This is a genomic window from Paenibacillus sp. NPDC056579 (genome assembly GCF_042793215.1).
Taxonomy (GTDB): domain Bacteria; phylum Bacillota; class Bacilli; order Paenibacillales; family NBRC-103111; genus Paenibacillus_S.
Genome location: NZ_JBHTVD010000013.1, coordinates 143,041 through 162,915, shown reverse-complemented (window position 1 = coordinate 162,915; position 19,875 = coordinate 143,041). Strand labels below are relative to the sequence as shown.

Annotated in this window: 17 protein-coding genes; 14 read left to right on the top strand and 3 right to left on the bottom strand. The window is 53.1% G+C overall.

Annotated features, from left to right (window positions below; translation table 11 throughout):
• Positions 1 to 16 precede the first annotated feature (16 nt).
• From ACFQ88_RS33925 to ACFQ88_RS33905, 5 genes are all read left to right on the top strand, one after another.
• Entirely contained in the window at positions 17 to 673 is a 657-nt protein-coding gene (locus tag ACFQ88_RS33925) for a glycosyltransferase (RefSeq protein WP_379461598.1), read from the top strand.
• A 412-nt stretch (positions 674 to 1,085) separates the two neighbouring features.
• Positions 1,086 to 1,682, top strand: coding sequence for a sigma-70 family RNA polymerase sigma factor (locus tag ACFQ88_RS33920; RefSeq protein ID WP_379461596.1), 597 nt, complete (start codon positions 1,086 to 1,088; stop codon positions 1,680 to 1,682).
• Positions 1,661 to 2,629 carry a hypothetical protein gene (locus tag ACFQ88_RS33915; RefSeq protein WP_379461594.1) on the top strand — a complete coding sequence of 323 codons (969 nt, stop codon included), beginning with the start codon at positions 1,661 to 1,663 and terminating at the stop codon, positions 2,627 to 2,629. Before ACFQ88_RS33920 ends, ACFQ88_RS33915 begins: the two co-directional genes overlap by 22 nt.
• Before the next feature lie 175 nt (positions 2,630 to 2,804).
• Positions 2,805 to 3,281 (top strand): NanQ anomerase/TabA/YiaL family protein, encoded by a 477-nt coding sequence (locus tag ACFQ88_RS33910; protein WP_379461592.1) that lies wholly within the window; start codon positions 2,805 to 2,807, stop codon positions 3,279 to 3,281.
• 92 nt (positions 3,282 to 3,373) lie between these two features.
• Positions 3,374 to 4,378 carry an acrylyl-CoA reductase family protein gene (locus ACFQ88_RS33905; RefSeq protein ID WP_379461590.1) on the top strand — a complete coding sequence of 335 codons (1,005 nt, stop codon included), beginning with the start codon at positions 3,374 to 3,376 and terminating at the stop codon, positions 4,376 to 4,378.
• Between the two features lie 297 nt (positions 4,379 to 4,675).
• On the opposite strand, the gene ACFQ88_RS33900 is transcribed toward ACFQ88_RS33905, so the two are convergent.
• A complete protein-coding gene (locus ACFQ88_RS33900) occupies positions 4,676 to 5,548 on the bottom strand; it encodes a phytanoyl-CoA dioxygenase family protein (protein ID WP_379461588.1) in 873 nt (290 codons plus the stop codon).
• Between the two features lie 101 nt (positions 5,549 to 5,649).
• Positions 5,650 to 6,516, bottom strand: a complete 867-nt coding sequence (locus ACFQ88_RS33895) for an AraC family transcriptional regulator (RefSeq protein ID WP_379461586.1) — start codon at positions 6,514 to 6,516, stop codon at positions 5,650 to 5,652.
• Positions 6,517 to 7,377: 861 nt separating this feature from the next.
• Here ACFQ88_RS33895 and ACFQ88_RS33890 point away from each other — a divergent pair.
• Positions 7,378 to 7,872, top strand: a complete 495-nt coding sequence (locus ACFQ88_RS33890; RefSeq protein WP_379461584.1) for an LURP-one-related/scramblase family protein — start codon at positions 7,378 to 7,380, stop codon at positions 7,870 to 7,872.
• A 98-nt stretch (positions 7,873 to 7,970) separates the two neighbouring features.
• The gene (locus ACFQ88_RS33885) at positions 7,971 to 8,951 is read left to right on the top strand and encodes an alpha/beta fold hydrolase (RefSeq protein ID WP_379461582.1); all 981 of its coding nucleotides are present in this window, start codon (positions 7,971 to 7,973) and stop codon (positions 8,949 to 8,951) included.
• A gap of 92 nt (positions 8,952 to 9,043) precedes the next feature.
• Here the strand turns inward: ACFQ88_RS33885 and hprK are convergent, their stop codons facing one another.
• Complete coding sequence (gene hprK, locus ACFQ88_RS33880) at positions 9,044 to 9,955, bottom strand: HPr(Ser) kinase/phosphatase (protein WP_379461580.1); 912 nt, start codon at positions 9,953 to 9,955, stop codon at positions 9,044 to 9,046.
• Between the two features lie 238 nt (positions 9,956 to 10,193).
• Between hprK and ACFQ88_RS33875 the strand changes: the two genes are divergently transcribed.
• From ACFQ88_RS33875 to ACFQ88_RS33845, 7 genes are all read left to right on the top strand, one after another.
• Positions 10,194 to 10,637 (top strand): GreA/GreB family elongation factor, encoded by a 444-nt coding sequence (locus tag ACFQ88_RS33875; RefSeq protein WP_239631092.1) that lies wholly within the window; start codon positions 10,194 to 10,196, stop codon positions 10,635 to 10,637.
• A 321-nt stretch (positions 10,638 to 10,958) separates the two neighbouring features.
• Entirely contained in the window at positions 10,959 to 12,761 is a 1,803-nt protein-coding gene (locus ACFQ88_RS33870) for a methyl-accepting chemotaxis protein (protein ID WP_379461577.1), read from the top strand.
• Positions 12,762 to 12,967: 206 nt separating this feature from the next.
• Positions 12,968 to 14,737, top strand: coding sequence for a sensor histidine kinase (locus tag ACFQ88_RS33865; protein ID WP_379461575.1), 1,770 nt, complete (start codon positions 12,968 to 12,970; stop codon positions 14,735 to 14,737).
• A gap of 60 nt (positions 14,738 to 14,797) precedes the next feature.
• Positions 14,798 to 16,489: a response regulator gene (locus tag ACFQ88_RS33860; protein ID WP_379461573.1), complete on the top strand. Its 1,692-nt coding sequence runs from the start codon at positions 14,798 to 14,800 to the stop codon at positions 16,487 to 16,489.
• A gap of 216 nt (positions 16,490 to 16,705) precedes the next feature.
• The gene (locus ACFQ88_RS33855; protein ID WP_379461571.1) at positions 16,706 to 18,034 is read left to right on the top strand and encodes an ABC transporter substrate-binding protein; all 1,329 of its coding nucleotides are present in this window, start codon (positions 16,706 to 16,708) and stop codon (positions 18,032 to 18,034) included.
• An 84-nt stretch (positions 18,035 to 18,118) separates the two neighbouring features.
• On the top strand, positions 18,119 to 19,012 hold the full coding sequence (locus ACFQ88_RS33850; protein WP_239631097.1) for a carbohydrate ABC transporter permease: 894 nt from the start codon (positions 18,119 to 18,121) through the stop codon (positions 19,010 to 19,012).
• A 24-nt stretch (positions 19,013 to 19,036) separates the two neighbouring features.
• The gene (locus ACFQ88_RS33845; RefSeq protein WP_239631098.1) at positions 19,037 to 19,867 is read left to right on the top strand and encodes a carbohydrate ABC transporter permease; all 831 of its coding nucleotides are present in this window, start codon (positions 19,037 to 19,039) and stop codon (positions 19,865 to 19,867) included.
• Positions 19,868 to 19,875 lie beyond the last annotated feature (8 nt).

Here is a 19,875-nt window from a genome sequence, read left to right as displayed (position 1 = left end):
TAAGGAGATTTGCAGCATGAAGAAGTGGATCCTCATTACTCTGGTCTCAATGACCGCGGCTTGGAGCTTTACGGCTTATGTTCCGTCCGTTCAAGCGGCAGAGCAGATGCAGGCGAAGGAGAAAAAAGATTGTATCAGCCCGGCGGCGGCCAAGCTCACATTCGATTTAAGAAAACTATGGATCGATCATGTCGTCTGGACGAAAAGCTATATGATAAGCGCTCTGGGCGGATTGGAAGATCAGGAGCAGGTGTTGGCCCGGCTTCTTCAAAACCAGGTGGATATCGGCAACGCTATTAAGCCTTACTATGGAGAAGCTGCCGGCAATAAACTGGCGGAGCTGCTGAAGCAGCACATCTTGATTGCAGGGAAAGTGATAGCGGCTGCCAAAAGCGGAAACGAGCAGGAACTCGCTGCACAAAATAAAGAGTGGTACCGTAATGCCGACGATATGGCCAAATTATTGAGCGGAGCCAACCCTAATTGGTCGTTCAAGGAATTGCAGGATCTGCTGTACACGCACTTGAAGCTTTTGACGGAAGATGCTATGGCAAGGCTTAAGAAGGATTGGAACGGAAGCATTGCGGCTTTCGACAAAGGCGAAGACCATCTTATTAAGCTTGCGGATGCTCTGTCCAAAGGCATTATCAAGCAGTTCCCGGATAAATTTTAAATTCTCGGACCGTATAGCTCTCACCAAGTCTATCCGGCAGCTTGTTCCTTCGCCTGACACAATAGGGATTGTGGAACCAATATATAAATTTGAGAGATAAATGGTTTATGTCATGAATCCGGGTTTTTCAACGCCTGATCCTTGCGAGAGCAAGGATTTTTTCGTTGTTTTGGAACTTTGCAATTCTAATTTTCATAGACAAGAGGGCTCCCCCGGAGCTAATGTCCAACCTTTTAACGGATTGATGCCGATCAAGCACGTGCATAATTCGGACGGAATGGGCTTTTTAGGCTGTTTTCGCTTTCGGGAGACTGTTTCTTGGTTTCCAAATCCTTTACGATAAGAAAAAATGAACCTTTTGACCCTGCGGAGCCAATATAGAGTGAAATCCAGATTAGGGGGCCGGCCGCCTATGATAGACCCATCCAGTATGCAAGAATGGATTCGCAGAATGAATAACGGCAGCGAGGAAGCGTTTCGTGTCGTTTATGATCAGACCAAGGAGCATGTGTACGGCACGGTGTCACTTCTGATTAACAATAGGGAGGATGTGTCCGATGTCGTAAACGAGGTGTATGCGGAGCTTATTACATCGCTTCCCAAATACGATTTGGGAAAGCCGTTCCGCCCATGGTTAACAGGATTAACGATTCGTCAGGTGAACAATTGGAACCGTAAGCTTTGGCGCAAATTCAGGTTAGTTGAGCGGAGCAAAAGCTTTGCTCTGCATGAGCCGAATCCCGGATCGGACGCCGTCGTCCTTCACAACGAGCACCGAAGCAGCCTCGTAGAGCTGGTGCAAAAGCTGCCTTACAAGCACAAAAGCGTCGTTGTATTGAGGTATTATCATGAGCACTCGTTCGAGGAGATTTCCGAGCTGCTGGGCATCCCGGTAGGGACGGTCAAATCGCGGCACCACGCCGCTCTTGCCAAGCTGCGCAAGCATGCAGTCACTATATTTTCGGAGGAAGAAGGAGGCATTCCCTCATGTCCATCGAACATCAATTAAAAAACGAGCTTCAACAGTACGCGAAGCAAATGCGTTATCCCCGCGAGTTGGATGAACGTATTAACAGACTGTCGGTCCGGGTCCGCAAAGCGGCAAAACCAGGGAAAACGGCGCGAATTGCGCTGATCGCGGCTTGCATTTTCTTATTTTCGGGTATAGCCTATGCATCAAGCTTGCTCTATACTATGCATTCCGGCAAGGTATCGGTGGAAGTGTCCAAGGACGAGCAGGTACAGCTGCCGGATAAGGTGAACGCCGAAATCAGGGCGTCGTTTCAGGATATCCGAAATCGGCTGAAGCCGGGGGAATCGGCGATTGTCTATATATCGGAGTTGGAAAAGCGCAATCTTCCTGCATTAACGAGAGTGAATCGTCCTATCGAATACACTGAATTGAATCCATGGGCAGAGTTGATCAAAGCTTCGGAAGGGGTTCCTCTTAAAATGCCGACCATGATGCCGCAAGGCTTCACTTTTTCCTATGGGGAGCTGGAAGCGCCTGTCGGCTTGGTCGATGCGACGAGCTATTCCTTGTACAGCAAGCTGCTGAAGGATAAGGCGTCCAAGTCGAAGCAGTCTATCGTATGGGAGCGCGATACCCGACCCCAGGCGGCCTCGGCCGGCTTGAAGAGCCCTGGTCTCGTCTACATGAATCCGAAGGGGGATCCGATAGAAATCCGTTATCAGGTACTCGAGTCGGCGGACGGGAAAATCGACATGAGCCTTCGGACAGGCTCGGCGACCACGGGGGAAAAGGTAACGGTGAACGGGAAGGACGGTTATTTTACGGTAAATAACAGCTCGTTTCTTAGCGATACCGGCACACAGAGCACGGTCAGTTGGCTGGAAGAATCGAGTAACGGCCGAACGATTATCTATCAGATTTCCGCTTTTTCGCCGAACATCGGTAAAGAAGAGCTGCTGCTTGCGGCTAACGGCTTGAAGTAGATTACGGCTGAGCCATGGCGGTTGGAAACCCGTTTTGACTTGTGAATAGTGGAGGCGGGTTTTGTTTTGGTATCATGGTATGTAACGTAAGAAACCATTCTTTCACTTTGACGCATGTTAAGGTTATACTTGGGAAAGAAAGGCACAGCATAAAGTTTATGAGGAGGCGGTTGCGATGATTTTTAGCGATTTGGCGAATTGGGAGCGGGAAAAAGCCGTGTACCCGAAGGCGGTGAACCGCGGGCTGGAATATATCCGCAGTACGGATTTCAGCACACTGCCGCTTGGAAAGCACGAGATCGAAGGGGATTTGATGTTTGCACTGCTGCAGGAGGCGTCAACCCGGGCTTGGGAAGAGCAGCGTCCTGAATCTCATCGGACTTATACGGATATTCAATTTTTGATTTCCGGCGAGGAAATCATCCGGGTTGCTCCATGGTCGGAGGACGCCAAGGTGTCCGAGGAAGCGTTCGAGCTTAAGGATATCGCATTTTATGAACAGGTCGGCAAGGAAAGCGAGCTGGTGCTGAGTCCGGGTTCGTTCGCAGTGTTTTATCCCGGCGATATTCACCGTCCTTGCTGCCGCGTGAATGATAACGGGACCATTAAGAAGGTCGTCATCAAAATCCATAAAAGCTTATTGGAACTATAACGTATTGTACCGGGACCACACTTGATGCGAAGTCCGCTTGCCAACATCCAGTCAAGTCACGTACAGGAGCGTAAGGAAGGGAGCCAACGGTTATGACAGAATCGATAGCGCCGTTTCAGGCATTGGTTGTCGAAAAGGAGGGAGACCGGTTCCAGGCCGGTGTTAAAGAATTGAAGCTTGAAGATTTGCCCGCAGGGGAAGTACTCATCCGGGTCAGCTACTCCGGCGTCAATTTCAAGGACGGCTTGGCCTGCCTTCCTAACGGCGGCATCGTTCGCACTTACCCGCACATACCCGGGATCGATCTTGCGGGAACGGTCGTAACCTCTGCGGACGCGCGCTTTCAGCCGGGACAAGCCGTGCTTGTGACGGGCTTCGACCTGGGCGTAGCCCATTTCGGCGGCTTCAGCCAAATGGCCCGCGTGCCGGCCGATTGGGTCGTAGCGCTGCCGCCGGGGCTCACCGCCTACGAAGCCATGGCCATCGGCACGGCCGGACTCACGGCGGCGATGTCCATCGACCGCCTGGAGCATAACGGCCTTGCGCCGGGCCAAGGCCCTGTGCTCGTCACCGGCGCTACCGGCGGTGTCGGCAGCTTCGCCGTCGCGCTGCTCGCCGCGCGCGGGTATGAGGTCGCGGCCAGCACCGGCAAGGCCGCGGAGCACGATTACCTGCGCAGCCTCGGCACGCAGGACGTTCTCGAGCGCAGCGCGCTGGAGCCGGAAGCGATCAAGCCGCTCGAGAAGCAAAAGTGGGCGGCCGCGGTAGATCCGGTCGGCGGCCGCTCGCTTGCGTACATCCTTGCCTCGATCCGCTACGGCGGCTCTGTCGCGGTGAGCGGTCTTACCGGCGGCGGGTCGGTCCCTACGTCGGTGCATCCTTTTATTCTTCGCGGGGTCAGCTTGCTCGGCATCGATTCGGTGCAGTATCCGGCGGAGCGCCGATATGCGTTGTGGGAGCGGCTTGCGGCGGACCTTAAGCCGACGGGCCATCTCGAGCGGATCGGCGGAACGCGAATCCGTCTCGCGGAAGTGCCGCAATATGCCGCTGACATATTGCAAGGCCGCATCAAGGGCCGGGTCGTCGTCGAGCTGTGACGACCGCGCCATGAGAGGCCGGGATAGCCGCCCGGCCTCACCAGTGCCGCACGCGCCGCGATTCGGCGCGTCATGGGAACCCGGCTGCTGCCATACCCACTATGGCGCAGCCGAGCTGATTAGCCTTGCTCGCTGGAGCGGGATTCCAGCAAGCAAGGCTGAGGCCGCACGATACGTGGCTATGCAGCACGCCCCGGCCAGCTTCATACCGGCACAAAACCCTCCAATCGCAATTAAGCGATGGAGGGTTTTGTTTGCTTTGCTGCTCTTTCTGCGTAGAGCAGCAGCCTGCCTCTATTAGCACTCGGCCCCTGTCATTTCATTCGTGAACATCCGCTTGTACTCATGCGGCTTCAGCTTGACCGCGGATTCCGGCGCGTAATGAATTTGCAGCGAGCGTCTCCGCTTCTCGGAGAAGTTAGGCGGAGTCCCGTGATGCAGCAAGCCTGAGAAGAACAAGGCGCCGCCCGGCTTCAACGGCACCGCGACGTCATGCTCGACCTGAACGCTGACGTCGCACAACTGCCAATCCCGCACCGCATAGTGCGGAACCGCTCCTTCCCGGTGCGAGTAGGGAATCACATGCATGCAGCCGTTATCCAGCTCGGCCGGGTCAAGCGCCACCCAAACACCGATGACCGATTTATCATAGGCGAGGTTGCCGTAAGCCATGTCTTGATGCCAAGGCTTTTCCGCGCCGCCTGAAGGCGGTTTCAGGATCGCTTGATCCTGTGCGACTTTCGGCGCTTCCCCGAACAGTGCTTCCATTGCTTTCATAATGTCCGGATGATAAGCGGCGTCCCGCAGACGGGGCTCGTGATCGATGTAATCGTGCAGCTTGCGGGCGGCGAGCTCAATCTCCTGCTCGGTATGAAGCTCCGCACGGGGCTTCACGAACTGAATTTTCGTGCCGACGGAACGCCCGTACAGGACATCCATAATCGCCTCCAGCGAGGCTTGCACCTCCTGCGGATTCAGCACCTGATCGACAACGAGATAACCGCGTTCCCAAAATTGTTTGACATGCTCCTCCGTTAGCTGCTGCAGCGTAGGGATGCGATCGGAAGCGATCGAATCGTAACGGTACAGCGTATCGGCAATCGTTCGGGCTAATTGTTCCTCTTCTGGGTTGTCGTATGAATGTAAAGTACGTTTAGCCGCTTTATCCATGTACATTCCCCCTTAAGGTGTATTTGATTCTATGTTATCTGACGAAGAGGGAGACGAAAATGGGGCGAGTACGCTTTTTTTTATACTTAAACCGATACGGGTCAATTTCTCTTCGGGGTGGAATGTGCTTGGGCCGGCTCGGATTTCCATTTGAGCTGGGAAGGCGGCGTTCCGTAACGCTGCTTGAACTGCTTGCTGAACAAATAGATGTTGGAATAACCGAGAGCCTCCGCTACTTGAGTGACGTTCATCGGAGTTTCCATTAACAGATGCATCGCCCTCTCGAGCCGTACGTCGGTGATGTATTGCTTGATGGAGGTGCCGGTATATTTTTTGAAAAGGACGCTTACGTATTCCGCGGACAGCCCGACGTGCTCGGCGATATCCTGGTGCGTTGCGCGTCTTCCGGGTTCTTCGCGTATGTAGCTTATGACACGCCCGATCAGCTGCTTATGCTTATCTGCGGAGACGGCTTCTTGCGTTTGCTGCCAGCGGTGCAGATGAAGCATCGTCTGCTTCATGATCAGGTCGAACTCGGCTTCAAGCCAAGGCCCGTCCGAGTGGATCATCTGCAGCTGCCGGTTGAGCAGCATTTCGATAAGCAGCGTGTCTCCTACCGTTGTGTAGCGTTCCGGCAGCAGTGTCGGCGAGAGGGGCTGACCGGTCTGCAAGTCATGTACGGAGAAGTGGATAAAAATAACGCTGAGACGATCGAACGGATCCTGCGTTGCTTCCGGCCTGTCGCCGGGACGGAGGAGGAAGCAGCTTCCTTTGCCAATATCGTCGTAAGCGATTCCGTTCACCGTCATCCGGCCCTTGCCGGACAAGACGTACCATAGATCGTAATCGTCCAGCGGCCGCTGAGGCTTCCAGTGCCAGCCCGGCTCGCAGCGTGCTTTTCCTGCGTTGGGCGATCGTGCGAATAGGGTATTTTGCAGCGGATGCAGATTGAGTTCGATGGGAGACACCTCCTCCAAGCTTACCGGGCATGTGGAATATGATCAAACTGATCAAGCGTGTATCTTGAGCCCCATTGCCATGTGACAACTCTAACCCGGTTTTACTGAAAAAATCAACGCGACCTCAGGATTCGGGCCTTTATAAGGGGTGATGTCTATTGCGATGAGACGCAATGTTCCCGCGATCGGACACAGAGGCCGCTATTTAGGGAAAATCGCCTGAATTTCGCGGTTAACGGACACAGGATACGTTATTTGGCAAAAATATCATGTTTTTCGCAGATTTTAGGCCCAATAGCGGAACCACGGTCCGCAGCAGCTTGATTTTCGCCCCTTTTTGGCAAAATAACGGCTGTACGGTCCGATCCTATCCGGCATCTAATCGAATTGGGCCCTCCGGCCGCTTCCGATAACAAAAAATCACATGGATGAGTGGCTGGGCGGTTCGTCTTTTGTCTTTATTGTAACACCGCTTACATGCCGGTTGAAACATTCGAGTATCGAAATCCGTAAAAAGAAGTAAGCTGCTGCGTACATGGAACATACTGGACCGTCTGCTATGTCTCGCGGCGACGAAGCGTTTTGGGAATCGCGCGCGTAGGGGGAGAACACACGTGAACTTATCTGAGCGTCTTGCAGGGAGAAGTACGTGCCGAAGTCGCGTACGATGGACATGACACACGTTGTTATCCGATCTGTCTCGCGCTGACGAAGCGCGCAGGGAATCGCGTACGTAGGGGCATGGCACGTATATGATCGCCCGACTGCCTTACGGGGTGAAGCGAGCACTCATTCGCTGGACACCTTACAGCGCCCAAAGCAAACTAACCCATGAAGCAGCGGCATTCAGGATCAAAGGAGGATTTGTCTGTGGATACCAAGACCGTATATTTCTCCGACCGGTATTTTTCAACGGGGGTTACCGACATTTGGGATGAACAGCAGCGGAAGATCGGGGAGCTTGATTTGCAGAGCATGTTCACCGCCGGAATTCATTTGCGGGATGAGCGGGGCTCCTTGACATACAGCGGGAAGTTCCGTTTTTTCTCCAATGGATGGATCATATTGGATCGTACGGAAGAGGAAGTCGGGGTTTTGAAGGCGAAGCTGTCTTTTTTCTCCAAACGCTTTATATACGAAAACCGTCATGGAACGTATGAGGTTGAGGCGCCGGCTTTTTCCCGCGAGTACACGGTAACCTCGGCATGGGGAGACCAAGTGGCCGAATTTAGAAAAACGGACGGGATGTTCGGCGCCGGAGCGTTTGCGTTAACGAATGACTCGTCACTGCCTACCGAAGAGCTCATCTTGGTTGTCATGGGGGTGCATGCGATTCAGAAAAGGCAAAACTCAGCTGCTACATAGTGGAAAATATTGCCTTTATCTGTAATAAAATGTATGCCATTGCTTAAGAGGGGAAAGCTATCGGTAACGAAGAACCTGTGAATAAGAGGTGGAGCGCCATGCCGATGGTTGAAGTAAACGGGATCCCATTGCATTACGACAGGGTCGGGAGAGGAGTCCCGATCGTGTTTATCCATCCTCCGTTGCTGACGGGGGAAAATTTTGTGTACCAGCAAGAGCAGCTGGCCGACCGGTTTGAAGTCATCACCTTTGATATTCGCGGGCATGGCCGAAGCGGTTATTCGAAAGAGAAGATCACGTATTCGCTCATTGCGGACGATATTTGCAAGCTGATGGACCAATTGAACATTCCGAAAGCCTATTTATGCGGATATTCCACGGGAGGCTCGGTTGCGCTGGAGACGCTGCTTAGATATCAGGATCGCTTCCTCGGAGGAATCTTGATCAGCGGCATGTCTGAGATCAGCGACTGGTACAACAGGAGCAGAATTTGGACCGCCGCGCGAATAACCCGATTGCGGGCCAAGCGGCTGATGACCGCGGCCATCGCGATAGGGAACTCCGACATGCCCGCAACGTTCAAGCGGCTGTATGCAAGCGCGATACAGGGCCATGTCCGCAATCTGCACCAATACTACGAATACAGCTACAATTACAGCTGCACATCGAGCCTGCACCGGATTCATATTCCTATGCTGCTCATTTATGGGGAAAAAGATGTCAGCTTTCACCGTTATGCGCACCTGCTGCACCGGAGCCTGCCGAACAGCACGCTGCATCTGATAGCAGGTGCGTATCACCAGATTCCTACCAAAAACGCCTCAGCGCTGCATGAGCTGATGCGTCTATGGCTGGCGGACGCGGTTTCGTCGGAAGAAGCGACCTCCTCTGTGGCTACATCTGCATCCGCATCGGTTTCCTCAACCCGTGCCGCAGCTACAACCATACTTGGCGAGCAGCAGGAGTATCCCGATGCAGACAGCCCAATAGGCACTCATGCAGAGCATATTACACAAGCTCCAGCAGACCGTATCGCACAAGCTCCTGCCGATCCGGAATCCGGGGAGCAGCGGCTCTAGCCCTTGCTCCAGCCTAGATTTGTCCGCTGCCCCGAGATTCCTTGGGGCGCGCTATCCGCACCGCGCGGCAGACAAGGCCGAGCTCCGCATGATCAATTGCTCTCCAGACGTTTCATGAAGTCCTCCACCGCGCTATAGCCTTGCTGGCGCAAATACCAGTTGTTCGCGGCCGCTTCGACTAGCCCTGCGACATCCCTTCCCGGCTGAAGCTGAATTTCGATATGAGGAATTCGTACGTCCATATAGTCCGAGAATTTCGGCTCTAGTTCCAGCTCGTTATTCAGCGCATTCTCCTGCCACTGGGTCAGCTCGATATCCAACACGATACGGGTTTCATCCTGAAACGCCCTGCGTCCGTACAGACGGGACACGTTAATCAAGCCGATGCTGCGGAGGGCAAGAAATTCCTTGCTCTTCCCGTTATGCGTGCCGATAATCGTCTCGGGGCTGATCTTGCGCAGAACGACGATGTCGTCCGCGACGAGCCGGTGGCCGCGGCGGATGAGCGTATGGGCCGTTTCGCTTTTGCCTACGCCGGACTTGCCGCGAAGCAGGATGCCTATACCCGATACATTGACGCATACCCCATGAATCGCTACTTCCGGAGCGAGAGCTTTGGTTAAGTACGCATCCATCAGCTCGAGAAATTTGGTTGTCGGCTCATGGGTCCGAAGCAGCGGAATGCCCTCCTCCTCGCAATATTTCATTAAATATTTAAGGCCCTCCTGATTACGGGTTACGACAAAGCAGGGCGGGTGATATTTGACGATATTGCCTATCCTTGAATTGCGTTCTTCCTCGCTAAGCGTATGCAAATAGTTGATTTCTTTGCTTCCAAGCACCTGAACGCGGGCCTGCTGAAAAAAATCGAAATAACCGACAAACTCAAGACCCGGACGATGCGTGCGCGGCCTCGTGATCAATCGGTTCAAATCCTTTTGGCCGGCCAGCACTTCCAATGAGAAACGGTTAACGAGATCTTGTACGGAGACGGATTTCGCCATTGCGATTCTCCTCCTTTTCCATGGTTCTAAGTCTACCTATTCTACATAAGGGATGCATATTCCTTCGGGAAAACCAAGAGGACTTAGGGCATTGGGAATATGCAGAATTTCTGGTAATATACTCGTAAGGCCTCTTTTCGGAGAGGTCTTATTTTTTCAAGGGAGGAATGTTCCATGAGGGCAAGTTACGGCTATTTCACGGAAGGAGAAGTTATACGCAGCGGAGGTGATCCTTACTATGAGCCATAGTTCTCTGCAATCCGCCAGACTTCAGCTGATTCGTCAGCTCGTTTATTTCGATGAAGAACGGTTCCATTTCTTGGACCATTATTTCCCGAGCGACAAAGACAAGAGAAAGGGAGAAATGTTCCTAGATGAGTATACTCAAAAGCTGGAGCACATTATTGCCCATTTTGAAGAGGATGCTCTTCACTCCGTTGCACTTATTGGCAGTCGTATCGAAATGACGGACGAAGGCTTCGACGATTCGTTCACGATCGTATTCCCGCATCAAGCCGATCCGGACCGCAATATGATCTCGTTTCTGGCGCCGCTCGGGTTCCAGCTGCTGCTCTCCGCGCAAAACGACAATAAGGCGATTGAAACTCCGATTGGGAATTCAACCGTGCATGTGCGCAACGTTCAATACGTCAATATGGGGGAACCGTTTCAGCAATCGTAAGCCGGCTGTCGTTCGTCTCTTCAGAAGACCGTGATCGGCATCCCGTGCTGCGGCTATCCATCGTTCCTTATGAAATAATGTGATGTTTAGTTCTTACGGCCTCCGGCTGCAGTTTGCAGTCGAGGCCCTTTTGTCGTTCGGCTAGGTCCTGCGGCTTATGTGAAATTTAAAACAATTTGCCGAAAATCGACACCGAGCTATAACATTTGCGGCGATATTTGTCGAAATAAAAGAAGTAGAATATCCAATGAAAGGAAAAAACGCTTTCATAAATTGGATTAAAAAGACCCCCGCCAAGGGGAATATCGGAGGCTGTGGAACATGAAAGAAAGAGTAACCAGGCTGCTTCGACTGCCTATATGGGCGAAGCTGGCTTCGGTAGTGTCCAAACTGACACTGCACAAAAAATTGCTGATCAGTTTTCTGGTCGTCCTGCTGCTGCTATCGGCTATCAGTGCAACGGCGCTGACTCAGATGAGCACCATGGGCAAAAAGTCGGTACAAATGACGCAAACCGCTCTGCCAAGCGTCGTGTTGCTGGGGGATTTGAACTATGAGCTAAAAGAGCTTGACGATTTGATGCTGCGCATTCAGCTGAATATGCAGGAGAAGACCGACACCAGCGATATGTCCGCGATGGGTGTGACAGATGAGACCATTTCGATGCCGGATAAAGCGAAAGCACTTTTTGAAGCGATCCAAGGCAAGGTGAAGCAGGTCGATAATATCGCTGTGACGGAGAAGGACGCCAACCTGGTCAAAATGTTCCATGTTCAATGGGAGGCGTACGCGAAGCAGTTCCCTGCCATCTTAAGCGCGGCGCAGAAGCATGGCCCGGAAGGGATGAGGCTGATTCAAGAAGCGGATCAGCATTTGAGCGGATGCAGCCTTGTCATCGAAGTGTTTACCCGCAATTTGCAATCTCATGCGGATGACTGGTCGGATGAGCTGGAGAACGCGAACCGCTCCGGCGTCGTGTGGGTGATCACTTTAAGTATCATAGCGATTGTGGTCGGCCTCGCCGTATCGTTCCTTATCGCTCGGCACGTTTCCAATCCGCTCAAGCTGATGAGCGCTTCCGCCAAACGGATTGCCGAAGGCGATTTGTCTGAGAGAAGCGCCGTATTGTCGCGTCAGGACGAAATCGGCGAGCTCAGCGCTTCCTTCGTGCTTATGACCGACCATATGCGCCAAATGATCGAGAAAATCAATGAGCACGCGCAGCTTGTTACCGTATCGGCCGATCAGCTGAAGTCGAGCTCCGAGGAAATGCAGGAGGCGTCGGCGCACATCGCCGATACCGTCAAGGAAGTGGCTAGCGGCGCGGATCAGCAGACGCAGACGATGGAAGAAACCTCGAGATCGATGGAAGAAGTCGGACAAGGCATCAGCCGGATGGCCGAGAGCGCGTCGACGATCGCCGAGTCTGTGGAATGGACCAAGCAGCAAGCGGAAACGGGCGGTACGTTCGTTCAGAGCACCGTTCAGCAGATGAATTCGATTCATAATTCGGTTCATCAGACCGACCAGGTCATCGAAATGCTTGCGAACAAATCGCACCAAATCGGCGGTATCTTGAAGGCGATTCAAGACATTGCCCACCAGACGAATCTGCTGGCGCTCAATGCCGCTATCGAAGCGGCCCGCGCAGGGGAGCAGGGACGCGGCTTTGCCGTAGTTGCCGCCGAGGTGCGCAAGCTGGCCGAGCAATCGGGCAGCTCGTCGGATCAGATCGCCAAGCTGCTGAATGAAATCCAAGTGAGCATAGGCGAATCCGGAGAAGCTATGGGCAAGGTGAAGGACGAAGTTCAGGCCGGCATCGAGCTGGCCAAGGAAACCGAGCAGAATTTCGGACAAATTTTGCAATCGACGTCGCATATCGCGTCGCAAATTCAGGAAATGGCCGCGACATCCGAGCAAATTTCCGCCGGGGCGCAGCAAATTACCGCCGCTGTCCAGCAGGTCGCGTACATCGCCAAAGAAACCGCCCATTCGTCACAGAACGTGTCTACCTCTGCGGAAGGCCAACTGGAAACGACGGGAGAAGTACAAGCTTCCGCCCAATCGCTGTCACAGATGGCGGAGGAGCTGCAGCAGCTGCTGTCCCAGTTCAAAACGGCATAGCCCGATCCATAGTCAAAGCCCGCCGGCGGCCTATACAGGCCTGTTACGGCGGGCTTTTGCATTGTCCGCGAGCGTGGGGACAAGGGACAGGGTCCCGGCGTTTTTGGCGTTATGGTACAATGGTCATGCGACATGATGAAGTGCGACAAATTTTTACATGGGGCAGACTAAGGAAGCTCACAATAAGCGAAGGCGGTCGAGAGGGAATGTCACGGGTCATGGACTGGTTGAGAAATCGGAATTCGGTGCGCAATCAAATTTTTTTCTCCATCTTGCTGTTTCTCATCGTTCCCTTTTTGCTGACGTTCTACTGGGTGGACAATCCGTTGGAGCGAACGATTGAGCGCAAAATCGGCGAATCCGCGAACGAAGCGCTGCACCAGGTAAATTTTAACGTGGAGCTTTTTCTCGAAAGCATGATGAAATCCGCCATTGATATATCCATGAACCCGACAATCGATGAGCTGCTCAAGCATCCGGAGCGGTTTACCGATTACGAGAAGCTGCGGATTAACGATACGGTCATTAACAAGCTGTTCAGCTCGAATTTCTCGGAGCCCTATGTGACGCTGCTTGATTTGAACGGCAGCTGGCTGAGCAACAAGTATATGGAAGAGGAGCTGTACCGGCAGTATACGGAATCGGCCTGGTTTCGGGAGATGGTCCATCAGCCGTTCCAGATGCGCTGGATGTTCAACTCGAACAATTACATTTATACCGACAAGCAGCCTCTTCTTACCTTGGTCAAAACGGTTACGGAGCTCCAGACGAGCCAAAATATCGGCATGATTCTGTTCAGCGTCCGGGAATCCGACGTCCGCAAATATTTATCCAAGCTGGAAGGCGAAGTGTATTTGGTTGACGAGAACGGCATGATTATTTCCAGCCCAGACGCCAAGCGAATCGGCACTCCTGTCGGCGATGAACCGTTCATGGACAATGTTCACCGGCAGCCGAAAGGGCAGGAGGTGGTCGAGAGGCAGCGGCAGAAATGGTTCGTCAACTACGATACCGTTTCGCAAAGCGGCTGGAAAATCGTTCAGCTGATCCCGTACGATACGGTGTTCAAGGAAATTTTCGACGTGCGTAAAGCGAATATCGCCGTTGTCGTTGTTATTTTTATCGTATTTATGATCATTACACTGTTTATTTCCTATGGCATATCGAGCCCCCTCAAGCTGTTGAAGAAAAGAATGCAGGAAATCGAGGAGCGCGATTTTAACAGCTACTTGTCCGTTTCGGGACCGAAGGAAATCGCCACGCTGCTCAGCACCTATAACAAAATGGCGAAGCGGATCCGCGATTTGCTTCAGCGGCTGCGCGAGGAATACCAGCAGAAGGAAGAAATCCGGTTCAAGGCGCTGCAAGCCCAGATCAACCCGCATTTTATTCTCAATACGCTGAACAATATCAAGTGGATGGCTTACATCCGCAACGACCGCGAGGTAGGGGAAATGCTGTCGCGGCTAGGCAGCATCATGGAGGCGAGCATCGGCAGAGGGGAGACCCTCATTCCATTGAAGGAGGAAATATCGTATATTCAAAATTATGTGGAGCTAATGAAGCTGAAATATAACGACAAGCTTGTTGTGAAGTACGGTATCCCCGAGCCGCTGCTGAAAGTGGAGGCCATTAAATTCATGCTGCAGCCGTTGATAGAAAACAGTATTTTGCACGGGATCGAGCCTTTGAACGGGACCGGAACGATTGAAGTGAGCGCATTCGAAGAGGACGGCCGCCTGAAGGTGACCGTCAAGGACAACGGCGTAGGCATGACGCAAGACAAGCTGCTAGCGGAGCAGGCAAGGCTTGCAGGCAGCGTCGACCGAAGCGTTACCGGCAGCATAGGGATGAAAAATGTGCACGACCGGGTACGTCTGCAATACGGCGAGCCATACGGTCTGCTTCTGGATAGCGAAGTCCGTGCCGGAACGACGGTGACGCTGCTGCTGCCTTTGCACCATATGGAAAAGTAACGAAACAGAGGACGAGGGAGTCCATACGGATTAAGACAGCAGGGAAAGGAAGGGATAACGATGGCTTTGAAGGTCGTGCTGGCCGACGACGAAATATTGGTTCGGCTCGGCATCAAATCCTTGATCGACTGGGAGCGGCATGGGTTTGAGTTCGCAGGCGACGCTCCCGACGGCCTCCAGGCATTGGAGCTGATCGAACGGACGATGCCGGACATCGTGCTGACGGATATCGTCATGCCGAACATGGACGGCATTGAGCTGATTGAAACGGTGAAGCAGCGGTACCCGTTCATGAGAATCATTGTCCTGAGCAGCCATAACGAATACGATTATATCCGCAAAGCGATGAAGCTCGGCGTGGACGACTACATTTTGAAAACGTCGATGAAGCCGGAAGAGCTGCTCGAGCTGCTCCTGGAGACCGCGGACAAAATTACGGCAAGCGACACGGAGTGGAAGCAGCGTTTGGCTATGGAGGCAGGCGGAGAGAGTCAAGCCGGGGAAACGCAGGACGAACTGGCCGAGCGGTTGTACAGATACATCGAGGAGCCGGCGCCGAAGGAGCGCGACTTCCTGCAAGACGAGCAGGGCGGCGATGCATCCGCGGAAGCGAAGCACGTGCTCATGCTGCTTCGTATTCACCGCAGTGATCCGTCCAGGGCGGCAGCGGATATCCATCAGGCGAAACGGACCTTGCTCAATCTTCTTCATCTGGAGCTTACCAAATGGACGAAAGGCAACGTAATCCCGTACAAGGAACATGAGGTGATCGTCTGGATTCCGCTGTCTGCAGACTCTGATCAGGGAAGCGCTGCTGAAGATACCGCCGGGCCCGAGCAAGCTGCGTCTGTGCCTCTCCTCTCGCTGGGACAAGATTTGATCAGCGCGGCCAAGCGATTTTTGAATCAGCGCTTGAGCATCGGCATCAGCCGCGAGGCGGCCGGGGAGAGAGGGGCGCGGACCGCTTACCGGGAGGCGAAGGAAGCGCTGGAGCGGTATTTTTTTGACGGGACGGAGCGGGTTTATTTGTACGAGCCGCCGAACGGCACGGAAGCGTCTTCAGAGGCGCCGGTGATGACCCGGGAAATTGAGCAGCGGCTCAAGCAGCAGCTGGAGCTGATGGATGAGAAAGCGGCGCAGCAGATTGTCCGGGGCATTTTTGACAACATGGCTGAAGCCGGAGGGCCGCTGGAGCATAACGTGCAAATAGGCTTGCAGCTGCTGCATGTCATCCAAACGGCAGGCAAGCTGACGGACGAGCACGCGGCGGCTGTCGGACCGGATAGCCGGCTGCCTTTATACAAGCAGGTTATCGGCTTTGAAACGTTAGAGGAAGCAAGGAGCTGGTTCGAACGGCTGATCGGCGTCTGCTGCGATAGGGTCCGAAACCGGATGTACCGGACGGGCCGTGAAGATATTCAGCGTCTGCTTGTGTATATGAGAACGAATTACATGAACGACTTGTCGCTGAAGCAGGCGGCGGATATGGTCAGCATGAGCGAGAGCTACTTGAGTCACCTGTTCAAGAAAGAGACGGATACCGGATTTACGGAGTATCTGAATCAGGTGCGCATCGACAAGGCGGCGGAGCTGCTGCTGACGACGTCGCTGCCGAGCTATTTGATCGCCGAGCAGGTCGGGTATGAGAACATCAATTACTTCGGGCGCATTTTCAAGAAAGTGAAAGGTGCCAGCCCGCAGCAGTATCGCTCGCAATATCCGAATGATACGGATGGAGCCTCCCTAACATGACGGGGAGGTTTTTTGCTATGTCCGTCTGGAATGAGGCCGAGCGATCATAAAAAAATGAACGTCGATCCAAAATAAGTGAATACTACCGGAGACAGCAGTAAGAAAGTGAATAATGTAAGCGTTTTTGTTCGTGTCGGTTTGAAAATGAAACCGCTATACTTTGGTTTGTAAGCGGTTGTACCACATCAATGCCACATCAATACGGGAGGGTCCTATATGAGAAAAAGATTAGCCATGACGATGTCCGTCGTACTCGCTCTCGGCTTCGCGGCCGGCTGCTCCGGCGGCAAGGAGCAGGCCGGAGGTGCCGATAAAGCCACTGACGCGAACGGCGCACCGAAGGTCGAGCTGACCTGGTGGGTCGTACAGGATGAAGATGCATACGGCACGTTCTACGACGAAATGATCGATAAATTCCAGAAGCAAAATCCGAATGTCAAAATCAAACGCGAAATCATTCCGAGCGACAAAATCAACGAAAAGCTGAGCATTGCGGCGAATACCGCACAGCTGCCGGATTTGCAGCAGGGCTCCATCTTCTGGCCGCTCAGCTACGCCTACAAAAACCTGATGGTGCCGCTGGACGACATCATCGACAAGGACGACTTCGATCCGGCGATTTTGAAAAACGTTACAGTTAACGACAAGCTGTACATTTATCCGAACAATACCGTCGCCATCGGCTTGGTCGTCAACAAGGATTTGTTCAAGGCGAAGGGAGCGCTCGACCTGCTTCCGAAAAACATGCAGCCTTGGACGACGGAGCAGTTCCTGAAAGCGGCCAAGGCGGTATCCGATCCGGCTGGAGGCACTTACGGCTACGCTATGTACGCGGCGGATACCGGCGGCGACCAGTCGCATCATGCCTTGCTGTGGGGCTTCGGAGGCAAGTCGTTCAGCGACGACAACAAGAAGGCGGTATTGAATTCGCCTGAAGGTATCGAGGGAATGAAGTTTCTGGTGAGCTTGTCCGACGAGAAGGTGGTTCCGCCGGGAGCGGCCGGGTTAAAGGCGACTGAGGTTATCAACAATATGTTTCCTCAAGGCAAAATCGGCATGACGATGGGCAATATCGGCCATATCGGGGCGTTCGAGAAATCGTTCAAGGACGGAACGAACAAGCCGTTTGAAATGGATATCGTCCCTTATCCGACCAAAGACGGCAAGAGCACCAACTCCGTGCTGTTCGGCTACGGCACGTGGGTATGGAACACGAATAAGAAAACGAACATGGAATGGGCCAAAAAGTTCACGCAGTTCATCAACACGAAGGAAAATATGGCCCGTCTGGCCGAGATTCCTTCCGTACTGCCGACCCGCAAATCGCTCGCATCGAAGTACGCGGAGGATTCCATTCAGGGCAAGACGATCAAGCTGTTCAAGAGCACAGGCAACGTCGGCCTGGGCGTGCCGGGCTACTCGGAGACGCGCGCGGCGTTTTATCCGGAGCTGCAGGCGGCTTTGACGAAGACGAAAACACCGGAGCAAGCGCTTAACGATTGGACGAAGAAAGCGAACGAAATCATCGAGCGCAACTCCAAGTAGCTCGCCGGCTATTGCACACTAGGGGGATACGGTGCTTCGTGCAGCGTATCCCTGGTAACATTCATGATTAAAGGAGGAGTATTGATGTCAACCAAGGCAGTCAAGACGAGCAGAGCCATCGGAGGTCATTGGTGGGGGCTTCTGTTCATAGCGCCTTTCGCCATGTTCTTCCTCCTGTTTGAAATTTATCCGATGATCCGCGCCGTGTACTTGAGCTTCTTCGATTACGGGCTCGGCAAGCAAGTGTGGATCGGCCTGGATAACTACGTCTATTTGCTGCAAGATAAAGTGTTTTTGCGTTCCATAGCCAATACGTTCGGCTTTGTCGTAGGTACGGTACCGTTGACGTATTTGTTCGCTATCTTCGTCGCGACGATGATTTATAACAAGCACCGCTATATTGCGTCTTTTTTCCGCGGCGCTTTTTACTTGCCGATTGTGACGTCGCAGGTCATTTTATCCGTCATTTGGGCATGGATCTACAATCCGGTGAACGGCGTTGCCAACTACGGCCTGTCGCTGGTGAATTTGGGACCTTATATGTGGTTATCCGATGAACGCCTCGCACTTCCGGCATTGATCATTATCGTCGTTACGTTTAACGTGGGGCAGCCGATTATATTGCTGCTCGCGGCAATGGGCAACATTTCGTCGGACTATTACGAGGCGGCCGATATCGACGGCGCTTCCGCCTGGGACAAATTCCGGCATATTACCCTTCCGCTGTTAAAGCCGACGTCCTTATATATTCTCGTCATGGCTACGATCTGGGCGTTCCAGACATTCGTTGTAGTTCAGATGCTGACCGGAGGCGGCCCGAATTACGGCACCTCGACCATTATGTATATTTTGTACAATACGGCTTTCGTATACGGTCAGCTGGGCTTGGCATCCGCCATGGGAATCGTAATAACCTTGCTTATTTCCATCGTTGCTTTCGCGCAGTTCAAGCTGATGAAGGCCGATGCGGACTCTTAAAATGTAGGAAAGGGGGAGAGAAGTGTGCCGCAAGCTGCTGTCAAATCGGTCAAAATGGCCGCGGATCTCTTGTTGTATGTCGTTGCTGCACTGTTCATATTCCCTCTGTATTGGATGATTACAGGCGCGTTCAAGGATCAGACCTCGTCGATGAAATTCCCGCCGGAGCTGTTCCCGTCGTCGCCGACGCTCGTCAATTTCAACAAACTGATTGAGGACGGCACGATTTTCGTCTGGCTGTATAACAGCGTATTTGTCTCCGTCGTCTCAACCGCAGCCATTTGTTTGGTTGCTGCGATGGCCGGCTATGCGCTGACTAAAAGAAAGTTTCCTGGCGCGGATTACGCCTTCGGCATCATCGTCATTGCGATGTTCATCCCGCGGCAAATTACGCTGGTTCCGCTGTTTACCATGATGCGGGACTTGCATTTGGTCAACAATCTGGCAAGCGTCATTTTGCCAGTCATCTGTCTGCCGTTCGGCGTATTTCTTATGAAGCAGTTCAGCCAGTCCGTCCCTACGGAGCTGATGGAGGCGGGACGGATCGACGGCTGCTCGGAGCTCGGCTTGTTCTTCCGGATCTTTCTTCCGGTCGTCAAACCGGCGCTGGGGGCGCTCGCGATATTCGCTTTTACTTATGCATGGAACGATTACTTATGGCAGCTCGTTATGCTGAGCGATCATAAGAAAATGACGATGAACGTCGGCATATCGACCATGGTTACGGAGTACGTGGCGAATTACGGGCTGCAGATGGCTGCGGCGACATTGGGCTTCATACCGGTATTTGGCGTCTTTATCGCATTTCAAAAATATTTCGTCAAAGGTATCACAATGGGAAGCGTGAAGGGCTAAGAGAGGAG